General features: G+C 45.6%; 18 protein-coding genes. All 18 read left to right on the forward strand.

All coding sequences use genetic code 11. The features are described 5' to 3' along the window. Positions 1-209: 209 nt before the first annotated feature. On the forward strand, positions 210-665 hold the full coding sequence (locus LGL98_RS25300; protein WP_226651968.1) for a hypothetical protein: 456 nt from the start codon (positions 210-212) through the stop codon (positions 663-665). Positions 666-725: 60 nt separating this feature from the next. Then, on the forward strand, positions 726-890 hold the full coding sequence (locus LGL98_RS25305) for a hypothetical protein (RefSeq protein ID WP_004026392.1): 165 nt from the start codon (positions 726-728) through the stop codon (positions 888-890). Positions 891-1,552: 662 nt separating this feature from the next. After that, entirely contained in the window at positions 1,553-2,794 is a 1,242-nt protein-coding gene (locus tag LGL98_RS25310; RefSeq protein WP_222891914.1) for a hypothetical protein, read from the forward strand. A 116-nt stretch (positions 2,795-2,910) separates the two neighbouring features. Beyond that, on the forward strand, positions 2,911-3,135 hold the full coding sequence (locus tag LGL98_RS25315; RefSeq protein WP_180249048.1) for a hypothetical protein: 225 nt from the start codon (positions 2,911-2,913) through the stop codon (positions 3,133-3,135). Positions 3,136-3,336: 201 nt separating this feature from the next. Then, complete coding sequence (locus tag LGL98_RS25320) at positions 3,337-3,759, forward strand: hypothetical protein (protein ID WP_180249047.1); 423 nt, start codon at positions 3,337-3,339, stop codon at positions 3,757-3,759. 186 nt (positions 3,760-3,945) lie between these two features. Beyond that, the gene (locus LGL98_RS25325; protein ID WP_180249046.1) at positions 3,946-4,341 is read left to right on the forward strand and encodes a hypothetical protein; all 396 of its coding nucleotides are present in this window, start codon (positions 3,946-3,948) and stop codon (positions 4,339-4,341) included. Between the two features lie 9 nt (positions 4,342-4,350). Further along, a complete protein-coding gene (locus tag LGL98_RS25330; protein ID WP_180249045.1) occupies positions 4,351-4,758 on the forward strand; it encodes a hypothetical protein in 408 nt (135 codons plus the stop codon). Between the two features lie 29 nt (positions 4,759-4,787). Next, a complete protein-coding gene (locus LGL98_RS25335) occupies positions 4,788-5,198 on the forward strand; it encodes a hypothetical protein (protein ID WP_226651969.1) in 411 nt (136 codons plus the stop codon). A gap of 140 nt (positions 5,199-5,338) precedes the next feature. Then, positions 5,339-5,749, forward strand: a complete 411-nt coding sequence (locus LGL98_RS25340) for a hypothetical protein (protein ID WP_080916850.1) — start codon at positions 5,339-5,341, stop codon at positions 5,747-5,749. 51 nt (positions 5,750-5,800) lie between these two features. Further along, positions 5,801-6,289 (forward strand): hypothetical protein, encoded by a 489-nt coding sequence (locus LGL98_RS25345; protein WP_004902361.1) that lies wholly within the window; start codon positions 5,801-5,803, stop codon positions 6,287-6,289. 83 nt (positions 6,290-6,372) lie between these two features. Next, entirely contained in the window at positions 6,373-6,786 is a 414-nt protein-coding gene (locus tag LGL98_RS25350) for an NB-ARC domain protein (RefSeq protein WP_074015688.1), read from the forward strand. Positions 6,787-6,848: 62 nt separating this feature from the next. Beyond that, positions 6,849-7,640, forward strand: coding sequence for a hypothetical protein (locus LGL98_RS25355; RefSeq protein ID WP_226651971.1), 792 nt, complete (start codon positions 6,849-6,851; stop codon positions 7,638-7,640). Between the two features lie 2 nt (positions 7,641-7,642). Further along, positions 7,643-8,209 carry a type I-E CRISPR-associated protein Cas6/Cse3/CasE gene (locus LGL98_RS25360; RefSeq protein ID WP_004026372.1) on the forward strand — a complete coding sequence of 189 codons (567 nt, stop codon included), beginning with the start codon at positions 7,643-7,645 and terminating at the stop codon, positions 8,207-8,209. Between the two features lie 2 nt (positions 8,210-8,211). Beyond that, positions 8,212-10,086, forward strand: coding sequence for an ATP-dependent DNA helicase (locus LGL98_RS25365; protein ID WP_073545562.1), 1,875 nt, complete (start codon positions 8,212-8,214; stop codon positions 10,084-10,086). Next, positions 10,080-10,787 (forward strand): hypothetical protein, encoded by a 708-nt coding sequence (locus LGL98_RS25370; RefSeq protein ID WP_226651973.1) that lies wholly within the window; start codon positions 10,080-10,082, stop codon positions 10,785-10,787. The genes LGL98_RS25365 and LGL98_RS25370 overlap by 7 nt, the downstream gene beginning before the upstream one ends. 4 nt (positions 10,788-10,791) lie before the next feature. Beyond that, positions 10,792-11,823, forward strand: coding sequence for a CRISPR-associated protein Csf2 (locus tag LGL98_RS25375; protein WP_226651975.1), 1,032 nt, complete (start codon positions 10,792-10,794; stop codon positions 11,821-11,823). A gap of 1,483 nt (positions 11,824-13,306) precedes the next feature. After that, on the forward strand, positions 13,307-13,729 hold the full coding sequence (gene umuD, locus LGL98_RS25380) for a translesion error-prone DNA polymerase V autoproteolytic subunit (protein ID WP_004181893.1): 423 nt from the start codon (positions 13,307-13,309) through the stop codon (positions 13,727-13,729). Beyond that, positions 13,729-15,000 carry a translesion error-prone DNA polymerase V subunit UmuC gene (umuC, locus tag LGL98_RS25385; protein ID WP_004181894.1) on the forward strand — a complete coding sequence of 424 codons (1,272 nt, stop codon included), beginning with the start codon at positions 13,729-13,731 and terminating at the stop codon, positions 14,998-15,000. The genes umuD and umuC overlap by 1 nt, the downstream gene beginning before the upstream one ends. The last annotated feature ends 94 nt before the right edge of the window (positions 15,001-15,094 follow it).

The following is a 15,094-nucleotide window of genomic DNA, read 5'->3' on the forward strand; positions in this document are numbered from 1 at the left end:
ACCGGCTTGCTTTTCTTCCCAGTAACACTAAACCATTATTTATTTAAGTGGTGAGTTTTCAGGTTGAAATAAAATTAATTCCTTTCTGATTGCTTAGGGGTTGCTTTTTTGAGTGGGAAATGTATCCTGGTCCTGCCGTATTTATTATTCATGATGTAGGGTATCTACCTTTTTTCACTGCTATTAATATTTTTTGGCCGGAGCTAAATATGAACATTCAGGATTCTTTAGAAATTCTTCTTCGCTGGCTCGAAGATAATGTTGAAATGGAAAGCGATATTTTATTTTGCGATAACGTAGACTCCGCTGCCATGATACCCGCCGTTCAGGAAGCTATCGCGTTAGCGGAAAATGCAAAACACGGCACCGCTAATGCTGATGGGCCAGTATCTGCCCTCGATAACGACAGTCAGACAACCAGTGGGATAGACGACCAGGGCAACAGCATTGATGGAGGCAAAGCATTACAGATAGCCGATCACGAGCGCAAGTTAGTGGCGGTTACCCATGGTCAGGTCATTAAAGAAGCTCTGAACGCCGCCTCTGACTTTCTGGATACGGATTGCGTCATGGACCGCCTCGGGATATCGTACGAGGACGCTGAGCTTCGTTCTTCCGGCGCGATGGAGCTGCATAATGCGCTTATCGAGTGGTCGAAAGATTGAGTTTGCACTCAGCAAAAGTAACTTTTTAAAGATAGTAAAAAGGTTGAAATAGGCGGTCTAATGAAAATTAATGAACAATTACTAAGCGCACTGCTTGCGGCTCTTGAGTGGATTGATGCCGTTCCTTCCGATACGGTTTTGCCCGCAATGCCAGGATTTGACCGCGATGAAGTGAACGAGTTGATCGCAAACGCTCGCAAAGAGCTGCAAACAGAGACGAACTAAACAGAGGCGCTGGTCTTCTCATAGCAAGACAGGATACCTGTACCTGCTATGTATCCGGCAGCGTGAAACAGCACAGCACCTGTAAAGTAACTTTTTAAACCCCGAACATTTGTCTATCTGCGTACGGGGATCAACATGACGGGCTGAGCGTCTATGATTTGCACAATCAGATAAAAATAAATAGTTTCTTCCTTCCCCCCGCAAGCTTTGCCTCCTTCCCCGAACGCAGGTTTTATCAAAAAGTAACTTTTGAAAGAGTGGGCTCAGCACTGAAAAAAGTTACTTTTCTGTCCTGAGAAGCGTGTTCAAGTGTCGTTATCACCCTCAAAAAAGTAACTTTTGACGATTTATGTCCTAAAAATCAATGAGACATGCATCGTCTGTAATCACCTTCACTGTTCGTATCTCCTTCAAAATTATCCAAAAATTATGATCCCCGGCATACCACTGAAAAAATTTTCTTCACATAAACACCGAAATCCGGCTCCTGGAGCCCTTGTCACAGAAGAATCATGTGTAAAATTTTTGCCGTGAACAAAAAAAAGTAACTTTTTTCACGCCAAAGTGAAAATAGGGGCTTGATGGAGCGTTTTGAGAATGTATCCTGGGTCTAACAACGGCAATGACCGTTAAACCACATACAACAGGAAGAGGAAAATTCAATGACTACTGCAACTATGGCAACTCCAGCTAAAACCAAAAACGAAAATGTTTCTCTGCGTACCTTCTTAGAAAAAAATGGTATCGGTGGTCGTCTGGGCAATGGTCTTGTTATGGACCCGACGCATCTGAACATCATCCCTGGCTTTAACACACGTACCGCTGGCCTGGGTGAGGCTTACTGGGAACTCCCGGAAGTTAAGGACCACCTGGCGCGTCTGGCTCAGCAATATGCAGATAGCCCTCTGGAAATGGCTCCTATGGTTGTCCAGGTTCGTGATGGTCAGGTTGTCATTCGTCAGGGACACTGCCGTCACCGTGCAATCCCACTGGCTAATAAAATTCGCGCAGAGCGGGGTGAGGGCCCGGTTGATAAAATTCGTGTTGACGAATTCCGTGGCTCTGACAGTAAAGCAGAACTTTTTAATCTTAAAGGAAACGATCAACTTCCGGTCTCGATCGTTGCTCAAGCTGAGTCCATGTATCGCATGCACAACAGCGCTGAAGAGCCTATGAGCATCGAAGAGCTGGCCGCAGACCGTAAAGTCTCCGTAACCCATGTCCGTAAATTGCTCAAAGTTCACACCGCCCCGGAGGCGTTAAAAGGTCTGATCGTTAAAGGTGTTGTAGCATACTACGCAGCACTCGACGTGATGGAGAAATACCCGGATAACTGTGTCGCTATCATTCAGGAAGCGTTTGATAAGTTTGGCAAAGCTACCGACAAAACCATTGGTCAGGTCCTTCTTGCTAAGCGTACAGGTGAAAACGACACTAATGGTGAATCTGATGGCAATGTGACAACCATTACAACGACTGATGCAGGTAACGGATCTAATAGTACCTCTGACGCGGCTGCTGGTGTCATTGATAGCTCTGCAGGCAATGATGCAGGCGTTGCGGGTGGCGGTTCAGAAGAAGGGGAAGGCGGTGAAAAATCCGAACCGAAACGGACCCCTGCGGCGAAACGCGAACCTAAACAAAATATCAAATCTCAGCCGTCGGTGTTCGACGTGCTGCCGAAAAAAATCTCCAAAGAGATTGTAGATAACTCTCTTGATGTTATTAACCGTATCGTTACCGAAGCGAAAGAAATTCCCTTTATGGAAGACGGTGCAGAGGTTCTCGCTAAAGCCCAGTATCAACTGACGTTAACCTATGAAGAGTTTTTGCAGCTGACTGCAGCCAAAGACAGCTACGATAAGCATCTGGAAAAAATCCAGAAAAAAAACTCAGAACAGTAAATATATAAAGGCGTAACCGGGGATTCATCCCCGGCGTGCCTAAAAAGTAGATAACTTTCGGGTTCTCTTCATTTATCATTGTTTTAACCATCACAAATTCACAAAAGGTGAAAATTATGCAAGCAATGAAATTCTCTCTATTTTATCTTGTTATGGGTCTACTGGTCGCTGGTGTTTATTCTTCGGCCACGCATAACAGGGAAAGCGTTGATGTGCTTTCTACTGAGAATTTAAAAGATAAAATGTCAGGATTGCGTAATAAAGCATTAACAACCAGTGACGCCGAAGATATGAGAAAGTATTTTTCTGCCTTGAATGAATTAAATGGGCGAGCCAAGTAGTTAAGTATAGAGACACCGTGAGGGAGTATTCCCCGAACTGCAAACAGAGTAACAGATTAATCCAGTGAAACAGACAAAGCAGTCAGGTAGTAAGGCTTAGCCTTGGGGTATTCCCGGTTAGTACTCTGTTTTGTTTATTTTTATTTTTTGATGATATCTCTTGCTACAAAAAGTATGAATAAATTTAATGTGGAGGTTATTATGGCAATCCCGAGGCTCTGTCTTTTTTTCATTATTATTGTACTGTTGGCTTGGGGAGCTACGGGATTGAACGCCAAAGAGTCGATCGCGTTTACTATTTTTGGCTTAGAGGTTCCAGTCATAGTATGTTCATCCATAGGTATCGTGGTTGTTAGGGCAGTTTGTTGTTTTGTATTCGAAGAGCCAAGGGCTTTTTTTACAAAAATGCCAGGGGCTTATCGTAAGATTGCTGCCGGGTTAATTTCGGTTACTTTGTGGAACCTTATATTTACCGTAATGTTGCAGTATGGTAAACCACTCACCATACTCGGCTTTCAATTTTACTATTTTCCGGCGATTTGTATTTACATTCTCACATTAGTTTTGGGTTTAAGTGCGGTGGGGTGGATATTTTTCGCCGTGAGCAAAAAATCGTATAATTGAACAGAACGATATAATAATTAATAGAGTATTAGCAACTCAATGTTTCTTTATGGCATGGCCATCCACAGAACGCCTTATATAGCTGAAAAATGTCAGTGTATTGAAAGGCAACTGCATGTACTTAAAGAATAGTCTGATAATATTTTTGCTACAAAAAGCATGGATTCATTTAATGTGGGGGTTATTATGGCAATGCTAAAGTTCTTTCTTCTATTCATTATTGCTGTGCTGTTGGTCTACGGAGCCACGGGATTAACCGCCAAAGAATCAATTGTGTTTACTGCATTTGGCTTTGGGATTTCAGCGATATTATGTTCATTCGTAGGCATTATGGTTGTGTTGGTTGTGACTATGTGTTTGTTTGCATTCGAAGAACTTGGCGCTTTGCCTAGATTATTTGGTGCCCAGATAATTTTAATTGCTTTGTGGAACCTTATTTTTACCGTGGTTTTGCCGGATGAAAAAGCACGCACCATACTCGGTTTTGATCTTTACTATATTTCATCGTATTTGCTTTACGGTATGACCGTCCTTTTAGGTATAAGCTCGGTGGTAATGCTTTTTAACAAAAATAAATCCTGAGGCTAATTAATGAAAGGTATCAATCAATCAAATGGTAACCATTTAAAGTTTCTGTATGGAGTGACCTCTACAGATCGTCTTATTCAGCACGAGCATGCCGATGACTTCATTGATAGCTGCATTTCAAATATTGGCAGCATTCATAAAATGTCCCTGACTTGTTATCGGGCTGGTGGACCATTAACTGAGCTGGTGCTTTTTTACGGTTCGGAAAAGACATTCTCAATCACCATTGGCGTTGGCGATGTAGATGTTTCCATGGTTAATGAAGACGATATCCGAATTTCTCACAAACAAATAACTTTGCCTGATACGACCGATACATTAATACTCGTTACTCGCATTGCAAGACGTAGTGGGCTGAAGCCGATGTTACCTGAAGCAGAACAATACAGCACAGTTTTAGACTTTGTTTGAAGATTTCCATTAAACTGAAGGTGAGAAGTATGACGCAGAGTGAAATTACTGTTAATTCCTTTTGGGATTGGGGAACGTCATTATTAACAAGTAACGGAGCAGTAATTTTTTATGCCTTGCTTGTGGTATTGGTTCTTGGCGCTGTTTTGTTTAAGAACTTTTCTTTACTGACAACATTTGCTTCCGGACTGGCTGGCATTGCACTCCTGTGTGGAGTTATGTCCGTGCTGGTGGTTTTGGTGTTGGCAAGCGACCAGAAGGAAGAGGACTGGCGAGACTTTGCAGCTGAGCATTGCAAAGTTATAGAAAAAAGAGAAGGTGCTACCACGACGGGAGTGGGTGTTTCACTAAAAGGTCAGGCTGGTGTTTTTATTGGAGGTGAACCTGACCAGACAGGGTATCTCTGTGACGATGGTGTAACGTACTGGAAGAATGAATAATATATGGCATTGTGGCGATGTATTCAAACAATCAGAGAAGGACTTTTTGTTTGAATACCTTCGCTGTAGCGATCTGTTTGCAGCGATGCTTAACAGTTGAATATTGCTTGATTTTCACCAGAGACTCAAATGGAGTGGGTATGGTTCAGTTTACAAATTTTATTTATTCTATTGTTAATACTGTCGCACCTTTTATGACAAGTACTGTTTTAATATATATATTTGTGTTTGCTATGGTGATTTTAATATGCGACATGTTATTTGGGGGTGGTTCTTTTTTTGAATGGTTTTGCTACATTATGATAGGTCTGGCACTGGCAGGAGTATTTGTCTATATTCTGGCATTGTTTTTATCACCAATTTACGAAAAGGAACAGGACTGGCGAAACTGGGCTAAAGAACACTGTAAAGTTATCGAAAAAAGAGAAGGTGCTACCACGACGGGAGTGGGTGTTTCATTAAAAGGTCAGGCGGGTGTATTTCTTGGAGGGGAACCTGATCAGACAGGGTATCTCTGTGACGATGGTGTAACGTACTGGAAGAATGAATAAATACCATGTTGTCAATTTTTCTATAACAGTAAATTTAATAAGAGGTTTAACATGAATCTTGATAAAAACTTACCTGCTTTAGTAATGAAAAATCTTGAGGATAACATGGGGGTCATTACTAAATATTTCAAGCAAACAGAAGATAACGCTCTTGTATTTATTATTGGAGAAACAGGTTCTGGTAAATCCTGTTTGGCTGAACTTGAGGTTCCCGATGCTCTATACCCTACCGCTCAGCAATTTGAAGAATGTGATCACATTTCGGAGATGTTCACAGGTTTTGATGTAGTGATTGATGACATTTTCCGTTTTGATGCAGACAAAGTCCTGGAGTGTATTCTGGCTGTGCATGCTTCTGGCCATAAGGTTCTGGTCATCGGACAACCGTCAGACCATGAATTGTGCATTGATTTACTTTCACGCTTGCCAGTGGGTTACCGTGCTATGTTCGTGAATCTGATGGGCCATCAAGACCTGCAAGAGATGTCTGGTGATGGCAACGACAAGGGTAATTCGGAAACAAAAACCGTCCTGCATTAGGACATGGTTAACTGGTACACTTCATCCCTTGAATTAACGGAATAACCACAGGTGAGGGCATCTTCTTGGAAAGGAGTCATGATTTGAAATTCAATAACAATCAAAATGAAAAATGTCTCAATAAGGTGTTGAGTTTCTTTTCAGAAAAAGATACTAACCTTATTGTCTTTATAATAGGGCCTTCCGGGTCAGGAAAAACCCTTCTGGCGAAGCGTGCATTAATTGATGGTTTATTTATTTCACCAGATGAGTCGATTGCAAACGAGGAATTTATTCAGAGTTTATCAAATAGAGACATCATCATTGATGATGTTGTTCTTTTTGATGTGCGAAATGTGTTGAAATACGTTCTTCATTCACTTGTCTCGGGAAGGAAAGTGATTTTGACCGGGCGTCCGGAAGATGAGTCTTTGTATCAGAAGCTTCTGTTAAATTTGCCTAAGGAAATTTCACCATTATTTATTAAGCTGGCGGGTGAAAATTCCTTGTATCTGTGAGCAGGGACACTTAACTAATTTTCCATCAAAATGGCATAGCTTATTTTAGGGGAGGGGAAGCTTTGAATCATCCTGTAGAGTCAGTATATAGCGCTCTGACGAGTATTTTATTGCCCTATATGAGTGAGCCTGTGCCTGTGCAACGAAATTGCTCATGCTGCGGCAGAGCGCCCTCAGAGTTCGACGGGGTAGGCTTCGAGCTGGTCAACGCCTACAGGGAACGTGTTGTGCATTGCCGTCCTTGCCAGACATTTTTTGTTTCTGCTCCAGAACTGATGGGCGTGGAGAACCCCAAAAAACCAACAACCGGCCAGAAATTTGGCATGTGGTCTGGTGTTGGGGCTGTTATTAACGTTGAAGACAATTCTTCTGTTCTTTTAGCCCCTCAGGGAGTGGTCAATAAACTACCTGAGCATTTTTTCGATCACGTAGAAGTCATCACGGCCACCAGCGGTCAGCACCTGGAATACCTGTTTAACACCGAACTGAAATTCCCGCTGATTTATATTCAAAACTTCGGCGTGAAAACCTACGAGCTTGTTCGCTCACTGCGGGTCAGTCTGAGTGCCGACGCAATTTATACCTGTGCCGATCAACTACTGACCCGGCAGAACGAAGTCCTTTACATGCTGGATTTAAAAAAGGCTAAAGAACTCCATCAGGAAATAAAAAACTACTCCAAGAAAGAGATAGACATCTTTATCAGAACAGTAACCCTGCTGGCCTATTCGCGGATAACTCCTGAAGCTGCCTCGCATGAGTTTAAGAAAAACAACCTCATTCCGTTACTGCTGCTTCTGCCGACTGATCCCCATCAACGCCTGAGCATTTTGCACCTCTTGAAAAAGGTATAACCATGATTTACTACGATAATGCGTTTCGGTTGCGTATCCGTCACACAAGTGTTTACCAGATCCACCAGCACCTGGATTTTTTCATGCAGGAACGCAAGGGAGAGAAGCTGCCGTACTCTTTTAAAATTTTTCCCGGTACCGGGGATGATTCGTTACTCCTGGTCCGCACAGCCACAGCTCTGGAGTTGCCAGGGGAGAAAAAAAGAGAGCTTATTCTCTCTGAGGGCCATGAAATCAAGTTCATTACGTCAATGGCCATCTTTCATAAAGGAACAAAGTCAGAAGGCCGTGGCCGACGCCAGTTTGCTCCATCTGAAGAGGCTAGTTATCAGTTGGCCCTCACCAAATTAGCTAAGGCTGGTTTTAAACCCGGTCAAATCGACGTCAGTGGCCCGAAATTCGTCCATATCGACAAAGGAAATGCTGGACGCGGTTTTACGCTTCCCGTATTCACGGTACAGGGTACCGCCATAATCAGCAATCAACAGGAAGCTGAAGTGGGAATCGTTTATGGCGTAGGCCCTAAACGCGTATTTGGTTGCGGTTTCATGCATCTGGCGGGGCAGTAGTCATGAATACATCAGCGGTATTTGAGTCTGCCGGATTGTCGTTACGTAAGGTCCAACAGGATTATATCGAGGCTGCAGCTGGTGCACTGACTCAGGATCATAAAGTTGCACTGATTAGTGCTGAAACAGGTGTAGGAAAAACGCTGGGCTATCTGGTACCGGCGCTTCTGATTCTGCTGAAAAACCCTGAGGCAAAATTTGTGATAGCCACGAATTCTCATGCCCTGATGCACCAGATATTCAGAAGCGATCGTCCTCTCCTTGAACAGATAGCTGAACAATGCGGCATAAAAGTTACTTTTTCCCGGCTTATGGGGAAAGCAAATTACGTATCCCTGGAGAAAGTACGTGGACTGTTACTCATGGACGAATTTACCGATCTGGATACGGTTAAGGTCCTTGAAAAACTCGCTAACTGGTCAAAACCTCTGGTTGAGTTTGAAGAAGAGTATGGTGAACTGCCAGCGCAGATCACGCCAGAGATGGTCACCTACTCCATCTGGGATGATATACAGGATATTGATGATATTCGCCTGAATGCTCTCAGTGCTAACTTTATTGTTACGACCCATGCGATGGTAATGGTCGACTGTATGTGTAATCACCGCATCCTCGGTGACAAAGAAAATATGTACCTCATTATTGATGAGGCAGACATTTTTGTAGATATGCTTGAGGTCTGGAAACAGCGGCGCTTCAACCTCAGAGAGTTGACCAGTGCGTTCAATGAACATATTCCACGTAATGGCGTGCATGTCATCGACCAGTTAATGAACGACGTGACTTCGATAGCGGGCGATCTGCATTTTTGTAGTACGCCTGCAGCGGTTGCCTTGTTTGACAATAGCTTTAACGCCTTATCAAAGGTAGGGCGGAAAATAAAAAATGAAGCGGCCCGGAAAGCTTTCTTTGACTGTATCTACAGCTGGGAGATGCTCGGATTGTCCGGGGGGCAAAAGGGTGTAGGCGTTTCCAATAAACGTCGTGAACCAGCCCTGATCGCTGTAAACCCGTTTATCGGGATGAATGTGGGCAGATACTGCACTCAGTGGCGTAGTGCGTTACTGACGTCGGCTACCCTCTCTATTACCAGTACCCCAGAGACCGGAATGGAGTGGTTATGTAAAGCTCTGGGGTTAACCAGCGATACGATTTCAATCAGGAAAATATTCTCCCCAGACGTCTATGGCTCAATGAAGCTGACCATCGCCGGTGCTGATTTTCCAAAGGTGTTCGATGACCCGAAAGAACAGATATTTTCAGATCAATGGTTAAAGGCAGTAGTTGAACAATTGTCCTGTATTCACGGGCCAGCTCTGGTATTAACTGCCAGCCATTATGAAACCCGGATGATTGCCAATCAGCTGGGTGAGGTCTCGCAACCAGTTTATATTCAGAAAGCAGGTCAGGCCCTGTCCGAAATTATTAAACAATATCAGGAGAAACCAGGGATTCTTATTTCTGCCGGTGCTTCTGTTGGTGTGAGCCCACGAGGCGAGAATGGGGAACAGATTTTCCAGGATTTAATCATCACCCGGATACCTTTCTTACCTCCGGACAGAATGAAGGCTGAAAGCCTTTATGGGTATCTGAAGGAGCGAGGCTATAGTCGTACCTTTGAGGCAGTTAACCGTAACATCTACCTGGAAAATTTGCGGAAAGTTATTCGCAAAGCAAAGCAGTCTGTTGGGCGGGGGATTCGTAGTGAAAATGATACTGTCAGGATAATTATCCTCGATCCGCGTTTCCCGGAACCGACTGACCTTTCGTCTAAACATCGGTCGCTTGAACACATTATTCCCGTTCGATTTCGTCGTGAATATCGTTCGTGTGAAATTTTATCTCCGGCGTATTGTGAAGAGGATATCCAGTGTTAAATTTTAAACCGTATCGGGTCATCATGTCTTCTCTGACACCGGTGGTCATCAGTGGGATAGCCCCATCGCTGGACGGCATTCTGTATGAAGCACTGTCTCAGGCGATACCCAGTAACGAGCCAGGAGTCGTATTGGCTCGTCTTAAGCAAATACTTCTATTCAACGATGAACTGGGTGTTTTCCATGCTTCATCTCTACGTTTTGGCATCACGCCCGAACAGGGGATTGGGGCGACAACAAGCGTGCGTTGCGATTATCTCAGCCCCAAAAAACTGAGCACTGCAATGTTCTCTCCTCGTATCCACAGGGGGCTGTTTACGCGTGTCCTCCTGACCGGGGGCCCCACGAAGAGAAGGATGACAACCCGTCCAGCTTATTCTGCACCCTATTTAACGTTTGATTTTGTCGGCTCTTCTGAGGCTGTAGAAATACTGCTTAACCATGCTCATGTTGGCGTTGGTTATGACTATTTCTCTGCAGCTAATGGAGAGTTTAACAATGTGACAATTCTTCCTCTCGATATCGACACAAGTATATCCAACGAGGGTATGGCATTGCGTCCGGTACCTGTTAATTCGGGTCTGAAAGGTATCAAAGGAGTATCACCACTTATTCCTCCCTATTTCGTTGGTGAAAAGCTAAACATTGTCCACCCAGCACCAGTTCGTACTCAATTGATTTCTTCTTTATTGCGAGGCTAATTTCATGAGAACTTTAAACTTCAACGGTAAAATTTCGACTCTGGAACCACTGACTGTAACAGTAAAAAATGCGGTCTCAACTTCCGGCCATCGCTTGCCTCGTAACGGCGGATTCAATGCAGCCCCGTACTTTCCAGGCACCAGCATTCGGGGAACTCTTCGTCATGCTGCGCATAAGGTCATTGTAGATCGTGTGGGTCTAAAGGCAGATGGAAAATCACCTTTCGACCTGGCAGAACATTTCATGCTGGCCCAGGGGGTGGATATCAATGGTGAAGCTGAAACCTTCGCACCAGGTGAAATCAATGCTGGAACTGAGCTACGTAGCAAAAACCCGTTAATCAGCTTGTTTGGTCGTTGGGGATTAAGCGGCAAAGTTGGTATAGGGAATGCTATCCCGGATGGTGATAACCAGTGGGGAATGTTTGGTGGTGGTGCCCGCTCAATTATGTTTCAGCGTGACGAAAGCCTGATGGAGTTTCTTGAGACAGACCAGGTTGATCGTCTTGAACGCCTGCTCGAAGAACAGGCTGAGGCAAGTGTGGATATCTCTCAGATCAAAACAGAGCAGGATGCACTCAAAAAGGCGATGAAGTCGGCTGATAAAGACACCAAAGCTGAGCTTCAAATCAAAGTACGGGAGCTCGATGAAAAAATTCAGGCCCGCAAGGATCAGAAGCAGGAATCTCGCGAGTCAATTCGCCGCCCGATTGACCCGTATGAAGCGTTTATCACTGGCGCAGAACTCCGCCATCGCATGAGTATTAAAAATGCGACTGATGAAGAAGCAGGGCTTTTCATTTCTGCATTAATCCGCTTTGCAGCCGAACCACGTTTTGGGGGGCATGCGAATCATAACTGCGGTCTGGTTGAGGCTCACTGGACAGTAACGACCTGGAAGCCGGGTGAACTGGTACCAGTTACACTTGGAGAAATCGTCATCACACCGAATGGTGTTGAGATTACCGGGGACGAGTTGTTTGCTATGGTAAAGGCATTCAATGAAAATCAATCTTTTGATTTCACTGCTCGCTAACTCCAAAAGCTGGTGGATTTTAGTGGCGCTATTTAATATTTTATTATCAACCGGTTATTTTTAGAGTATTCCCCCCGTGTGCGGGGGTTATCGGTTCCTGTTCGGCTTCGCGATTATTTCCACCTTGTATTCCCCCCGTGTGCGGGGGTTATCGGAGACCGGTATGGAAGCGAAAACGGCAACCTTCGTATTCCCCCCGTGTGCGGGGGTTATCGGAATTGGGCTACCGCATTATTCCACCCTCTGATGTATTCCCCCCGCATGCGGGGGTTATCGGCTAATCAGCGGTATATTTTTTCTAATCTGAAAGTATTCCCCCCGCTTTCGGGGGTTATCGGGACAGTCACTATGTTCGGTATGTTTAAAAGAGTATTTCCCCCGCTTGCGGGGGTTATCAGGCTCTGAGGATGATATGCACCGGCACAGGTGCTTATTCCCCCCGTATGTGGGGTTATCGGTGACTTTTAGTAGTGCTTTTTTTGTTTTTTGTCTTCCCCCCGCCTGCGGGGGTTATCGGGCCATGCAACGTCTGAACGTCCGAAACATCCCGTATTCCCCCCGCATGCGGGGGTTATCGGCAGGTTATACTGGCAAAACGTCGATGGCTCTCGTATTCCCCCGCTTGCGGGGGTTATCGGTCGATGGCAACCACCAGGAACAATAAAACCCTGAATTCCCTCCGTTTGCGGGGGTTATCGGAGCAGTTCGAGGAATAGTGACAGGCAGTGCAGGTATTCCCCCCGCGTACGGGGGTTATCGGTTCCCTGCACTAAGACGCTGGTGGTCGACACGTATTCCCCCCGCATGCGGGGGTTATTGGCCGGTTCGGATTTTGCGAAACAGGTGCAGGGCGTATTCCCCCCGTCTGCGGGGGTTATCGGGCTGGATTTCCGTCAGTTGGTCAGCTGCTGCTGTATTCCCCCCGTGTGCGGGGGTTATCGGTGACTTTTGCGCAGCCTCAGGGCTCCGGTTTGGTATTCCCCCGCATGCGGGGGTTATCGGAACAATTTGAAGTTTCTGCGCCAGGTCGTTTCGTATTCCCCCCGCATGCGGGGGTTATCGGCACTACCAGATCCGAATGGACACCCGTAATGAGTATTCCCCCCGCACGCGGGGGTATCGACATAAAAACCGCAATGGTGGGGCTTTTGTTATGTGCCCCTACAAGCAGATGGGACTTTTTACAATCAAGGAAAGTTACTTTCTTCAGGATAACCCACATTCTGTCATATCTTGCAGGTTGCAATCAGAAAAGGCCTTACGTCGATAAATTCATGCCTTGAGCTGGTAAGGAAGTATGACGTTATAACTCTGCATTTCTGGTTGATTAAGGTAGGGCGGCATTCCTGCTTTAAAAACAATCACTAATTTTGAACGGTAGTCGTCTTGATCCCAACTGCTACCTGATGGACTAGGCACCTGCAAAGAACCAATTTATACTGTTTATATATACAGTATTTTTAGGTGGTCGGAGGTTGTGCCTATGTTCTTAATTCCAATGGAAAATCCTGAGAAAATCGCCATCCCTTTATTTCTCGAGCGGTGTGCAGCTGGCTTCCCCAGCCCTGCCCAGGATTATACTTCCAGTGAGCTAGACCTGAACGATTATTGCATCAGGCATCCATCCGCAACATATTTCGTGCGGGCTCAGGGAAACAGCATGCAGGATGTCGGTATGCGTGATGGAGATTTGCTGGTGGTGGACCGTTCTCTTCGTCCTCAACATCGCGATATCGTGATCGCCGAAGTGGACGGCGGCTTCACTGTTAAACAGCTCCAGACCACTCCCAGACTGGCCCTGTTGCCTATGAACAATGCTTATTCCCCAATTTACCCAGACCCCGATGAACTGACAATTTTTGGCGTGGTGACTCATTGGGTTCATCGTGCCCGGGGGAATCTGTAATGTATGCTCTGGCGGATGTGAACAGTTTCTATTGCAGTGTTGAGAAATGCTTCAGACCCGATTTACGCGATAAACCAGTGGTCGTCCTGTCTAACAACGACGGCTGCGTTATAGCTCGTTGTAAACTTGCCAAAAAATTCGGCATTCCAATGGGTTTACCCTGGTTTAAGTTGCGTGAGCAGCGTTTCCCGGAGCCCGTGATTGCCTTCTCCAGTAACTACGAGCTGTATGCCAGCATGAGCGCCAGAGTACATTTCTGCCTGGAGGAATTATCATCCCGTGTCGAAGAGTATTCCATCGATGAGTCGTTTATTTGGGCTGGTGGGATTGATAACTGCATGACGTTTGAGGAATACGGACATCAGCTAAGGGATCATGTTTTCCGCTGCACTGGACTGACGATAGGGGTAGGCCTGGCCCCTACAAAAACCCTTGCTAAAGCCTGCCAGTATTCCAGTAAGACCTGGCCCCAGTTCGGAGGGGTACTCGCACTGACTGCAGGCCAGCGTAATCGGATAGATAAGATGCTTTCTCTGATGCCGGTAGAGGAGGTGTGGGGGGTTGGTGGACGAACCACAAGTAAGCTTCATGCAATGGGCATAACCACTGCGCTGGAGCTGGCTCGTACTAACCCTGCATTCATAAGACGAAACTTCACCGTAGTTCTTGAACGAACAGTGAGGGAACTACGGGGGGAAAGTTGTATCGACCTGGAGGATGCCCCGCCACCAAAACAACAGATCATATGCAGCAGGAGCTTTGGGCAGCGTATAACAACGTATGAATCCATGCGGCAGGCAATTTGCCAGTATGCTGAACGTGCTGCGGAAAAATTGCGCCAGGAACGTCAATACTGCGGTCAGGTATCAGTTTTCATAAAAACCTCGCCTTTTTCAAAACATGAACCCTATTACAGCAAAGTCTCCAGCGAACAGCTCTGCATTCCATCACGTGATACGCGGGACATTATCGCGGCGGCTGGCCGGGCTCTGGATAAAATCTGGAAAGAAGGACATAACTATGCAAAGGCGGGAGTCATGCTCAACGATTTCCGTCCCTGCGGAGTTACCCAGCTATCGTTATTTGATGAAGGGAGGTCGTATGCAAACAGTGACGCGCTCATGAACGTACTGGATACGATAAACAACTCAGGCAAAGGCAAAGTATGGTTTGCCGGTCGTGGCATCGCACCGGCGTGGTCAATGAAGAGAGATATGCTCTCTCCAGCCTACACAACGAGGTGGGACTCGATACCGATCGCTACACTCTGAGGTATCGCAATCAGGAAAAATGCCTTCCGTCTGCTGGTGGTTGATATTTGCACTGGTGTTACCATTTGGGTATAATGTAATGACCAAATGGAGG

This window comes from Klebsiella africana, from assembly GCF_020526085.1.
GTDB classification, from domain to species: Bacteria; Pseudomonadota; Gammaproteobacteria; order Enterobacterales; family Enterobacteriaceae; genus Klebsiella; species Klebsiella africana.

Excerpts from the sequence above, each read along its gene's own strand:
- LGL98_RS25300 (WP_226651968.1), top strand. The coding sequence starts at position 210 with ATGAACATTCAGGATTCTTTAGAAATTCTTCTTCGCTGGCTCGAAGAT.
- LGL98_RS25305 (WP_004026392.1), top strand. The coding sequence starts at position 726 with ATGAAAATTAATGAACAATTACTAAGCGCACTGCTTGCGGCTCTTGAG.
- LGL98_RS25310 (WP_222891914.1), top strand. The coding sequence starts at position 1,553 with ATGACTACTGCAACTATGGCAACTCCAGCTAAAACCAAAAACGAAAAT.
- LGL98_RS25315 (WP_180249048.1), top strand. The coding sequence starts at position 2,911 with ATGCAAGCAATGAAATTCTCTCTATTTTATCTTGTTATGGGTCTACTG.
- LGL98_RS25320 (WP_180249047.1), top strand. The coding sequence starts at position 3,337 with ATGGCAATCCCGAGGCTCTGTCTTTTTTTCATTATTATTGTACTGTTG.
- LGL98_RS25325 (WP_180249046.1), top strand. The coding sequence starts at position 3,946 with ATGGCAATGCTAAAGTTCTTTCTTCTATTCATTATTGCTGTGCTGTTG.
- LGL98_RS25330 (WP_180249045.1), top strand. The coding sequence starts at position 4,351 with ATGAAAGGTATCAATCAATCAAATGGTAACCATTTAAAGTTTCTGTAT.
- LGL98_RS25335 (WP_226651969.1), top strand. The coding sequence starts at position 4,788 with ATGACGCAGAGTGAAATTACTGTTAATTCCTTTTGGGATTGGGGAACG.
- LGL98_RS25340 (WP_080916850.1), top strand. The coding sequence starts at position 5,339 with ATGGTTCAGTTTACAAATTTTATTTATTCTATTGTTAATACTGTCGCA.
- LGL98_RS25345 (WP_004902361.1), top strand. The coding sequence starts at position 5,801 with ATGAATCTTGATAAAAACTTACCTGCTTTAGTAATGAAAAATCTTGAG.
- LGL98_RS25360 (WP_004026372.1), top strand. The coding sequence starts at position 7,643 with ATGATTTACTACGATAATGCGTTTCGGTTGCGTATCCGTCACACAAGT.
- LGL98_RS25365 (WP_073545562.1), top strand. The coding sequence starts at position 8,212 with ATGAATACATCAGCGGTATTTGAGTCTGCCGGATTGTCGTTACGTAAG.
- LGL98_RS25375 (WP_226651975.1), top strand. The coding sequence starts at position 10,792 with ATGAGAACTTTAAACTTCAACGGTAAAATTTCGACTCTGGAACCACTG.
- umuD (WP_004181893.1), top strand. The coding sequence starts at position 13,307 with ATGTTCTTAATTCCAATGGAAAATCCTGAGAAAATCGCCATCCCTTTA.
- umuC (WP_004181894.1), top strand. The coding sequence starts at position 13,729 with ATGTATGCTCTGGCGGATGTGAACAGTTTCTATTGCAGTGTTGAGAAA.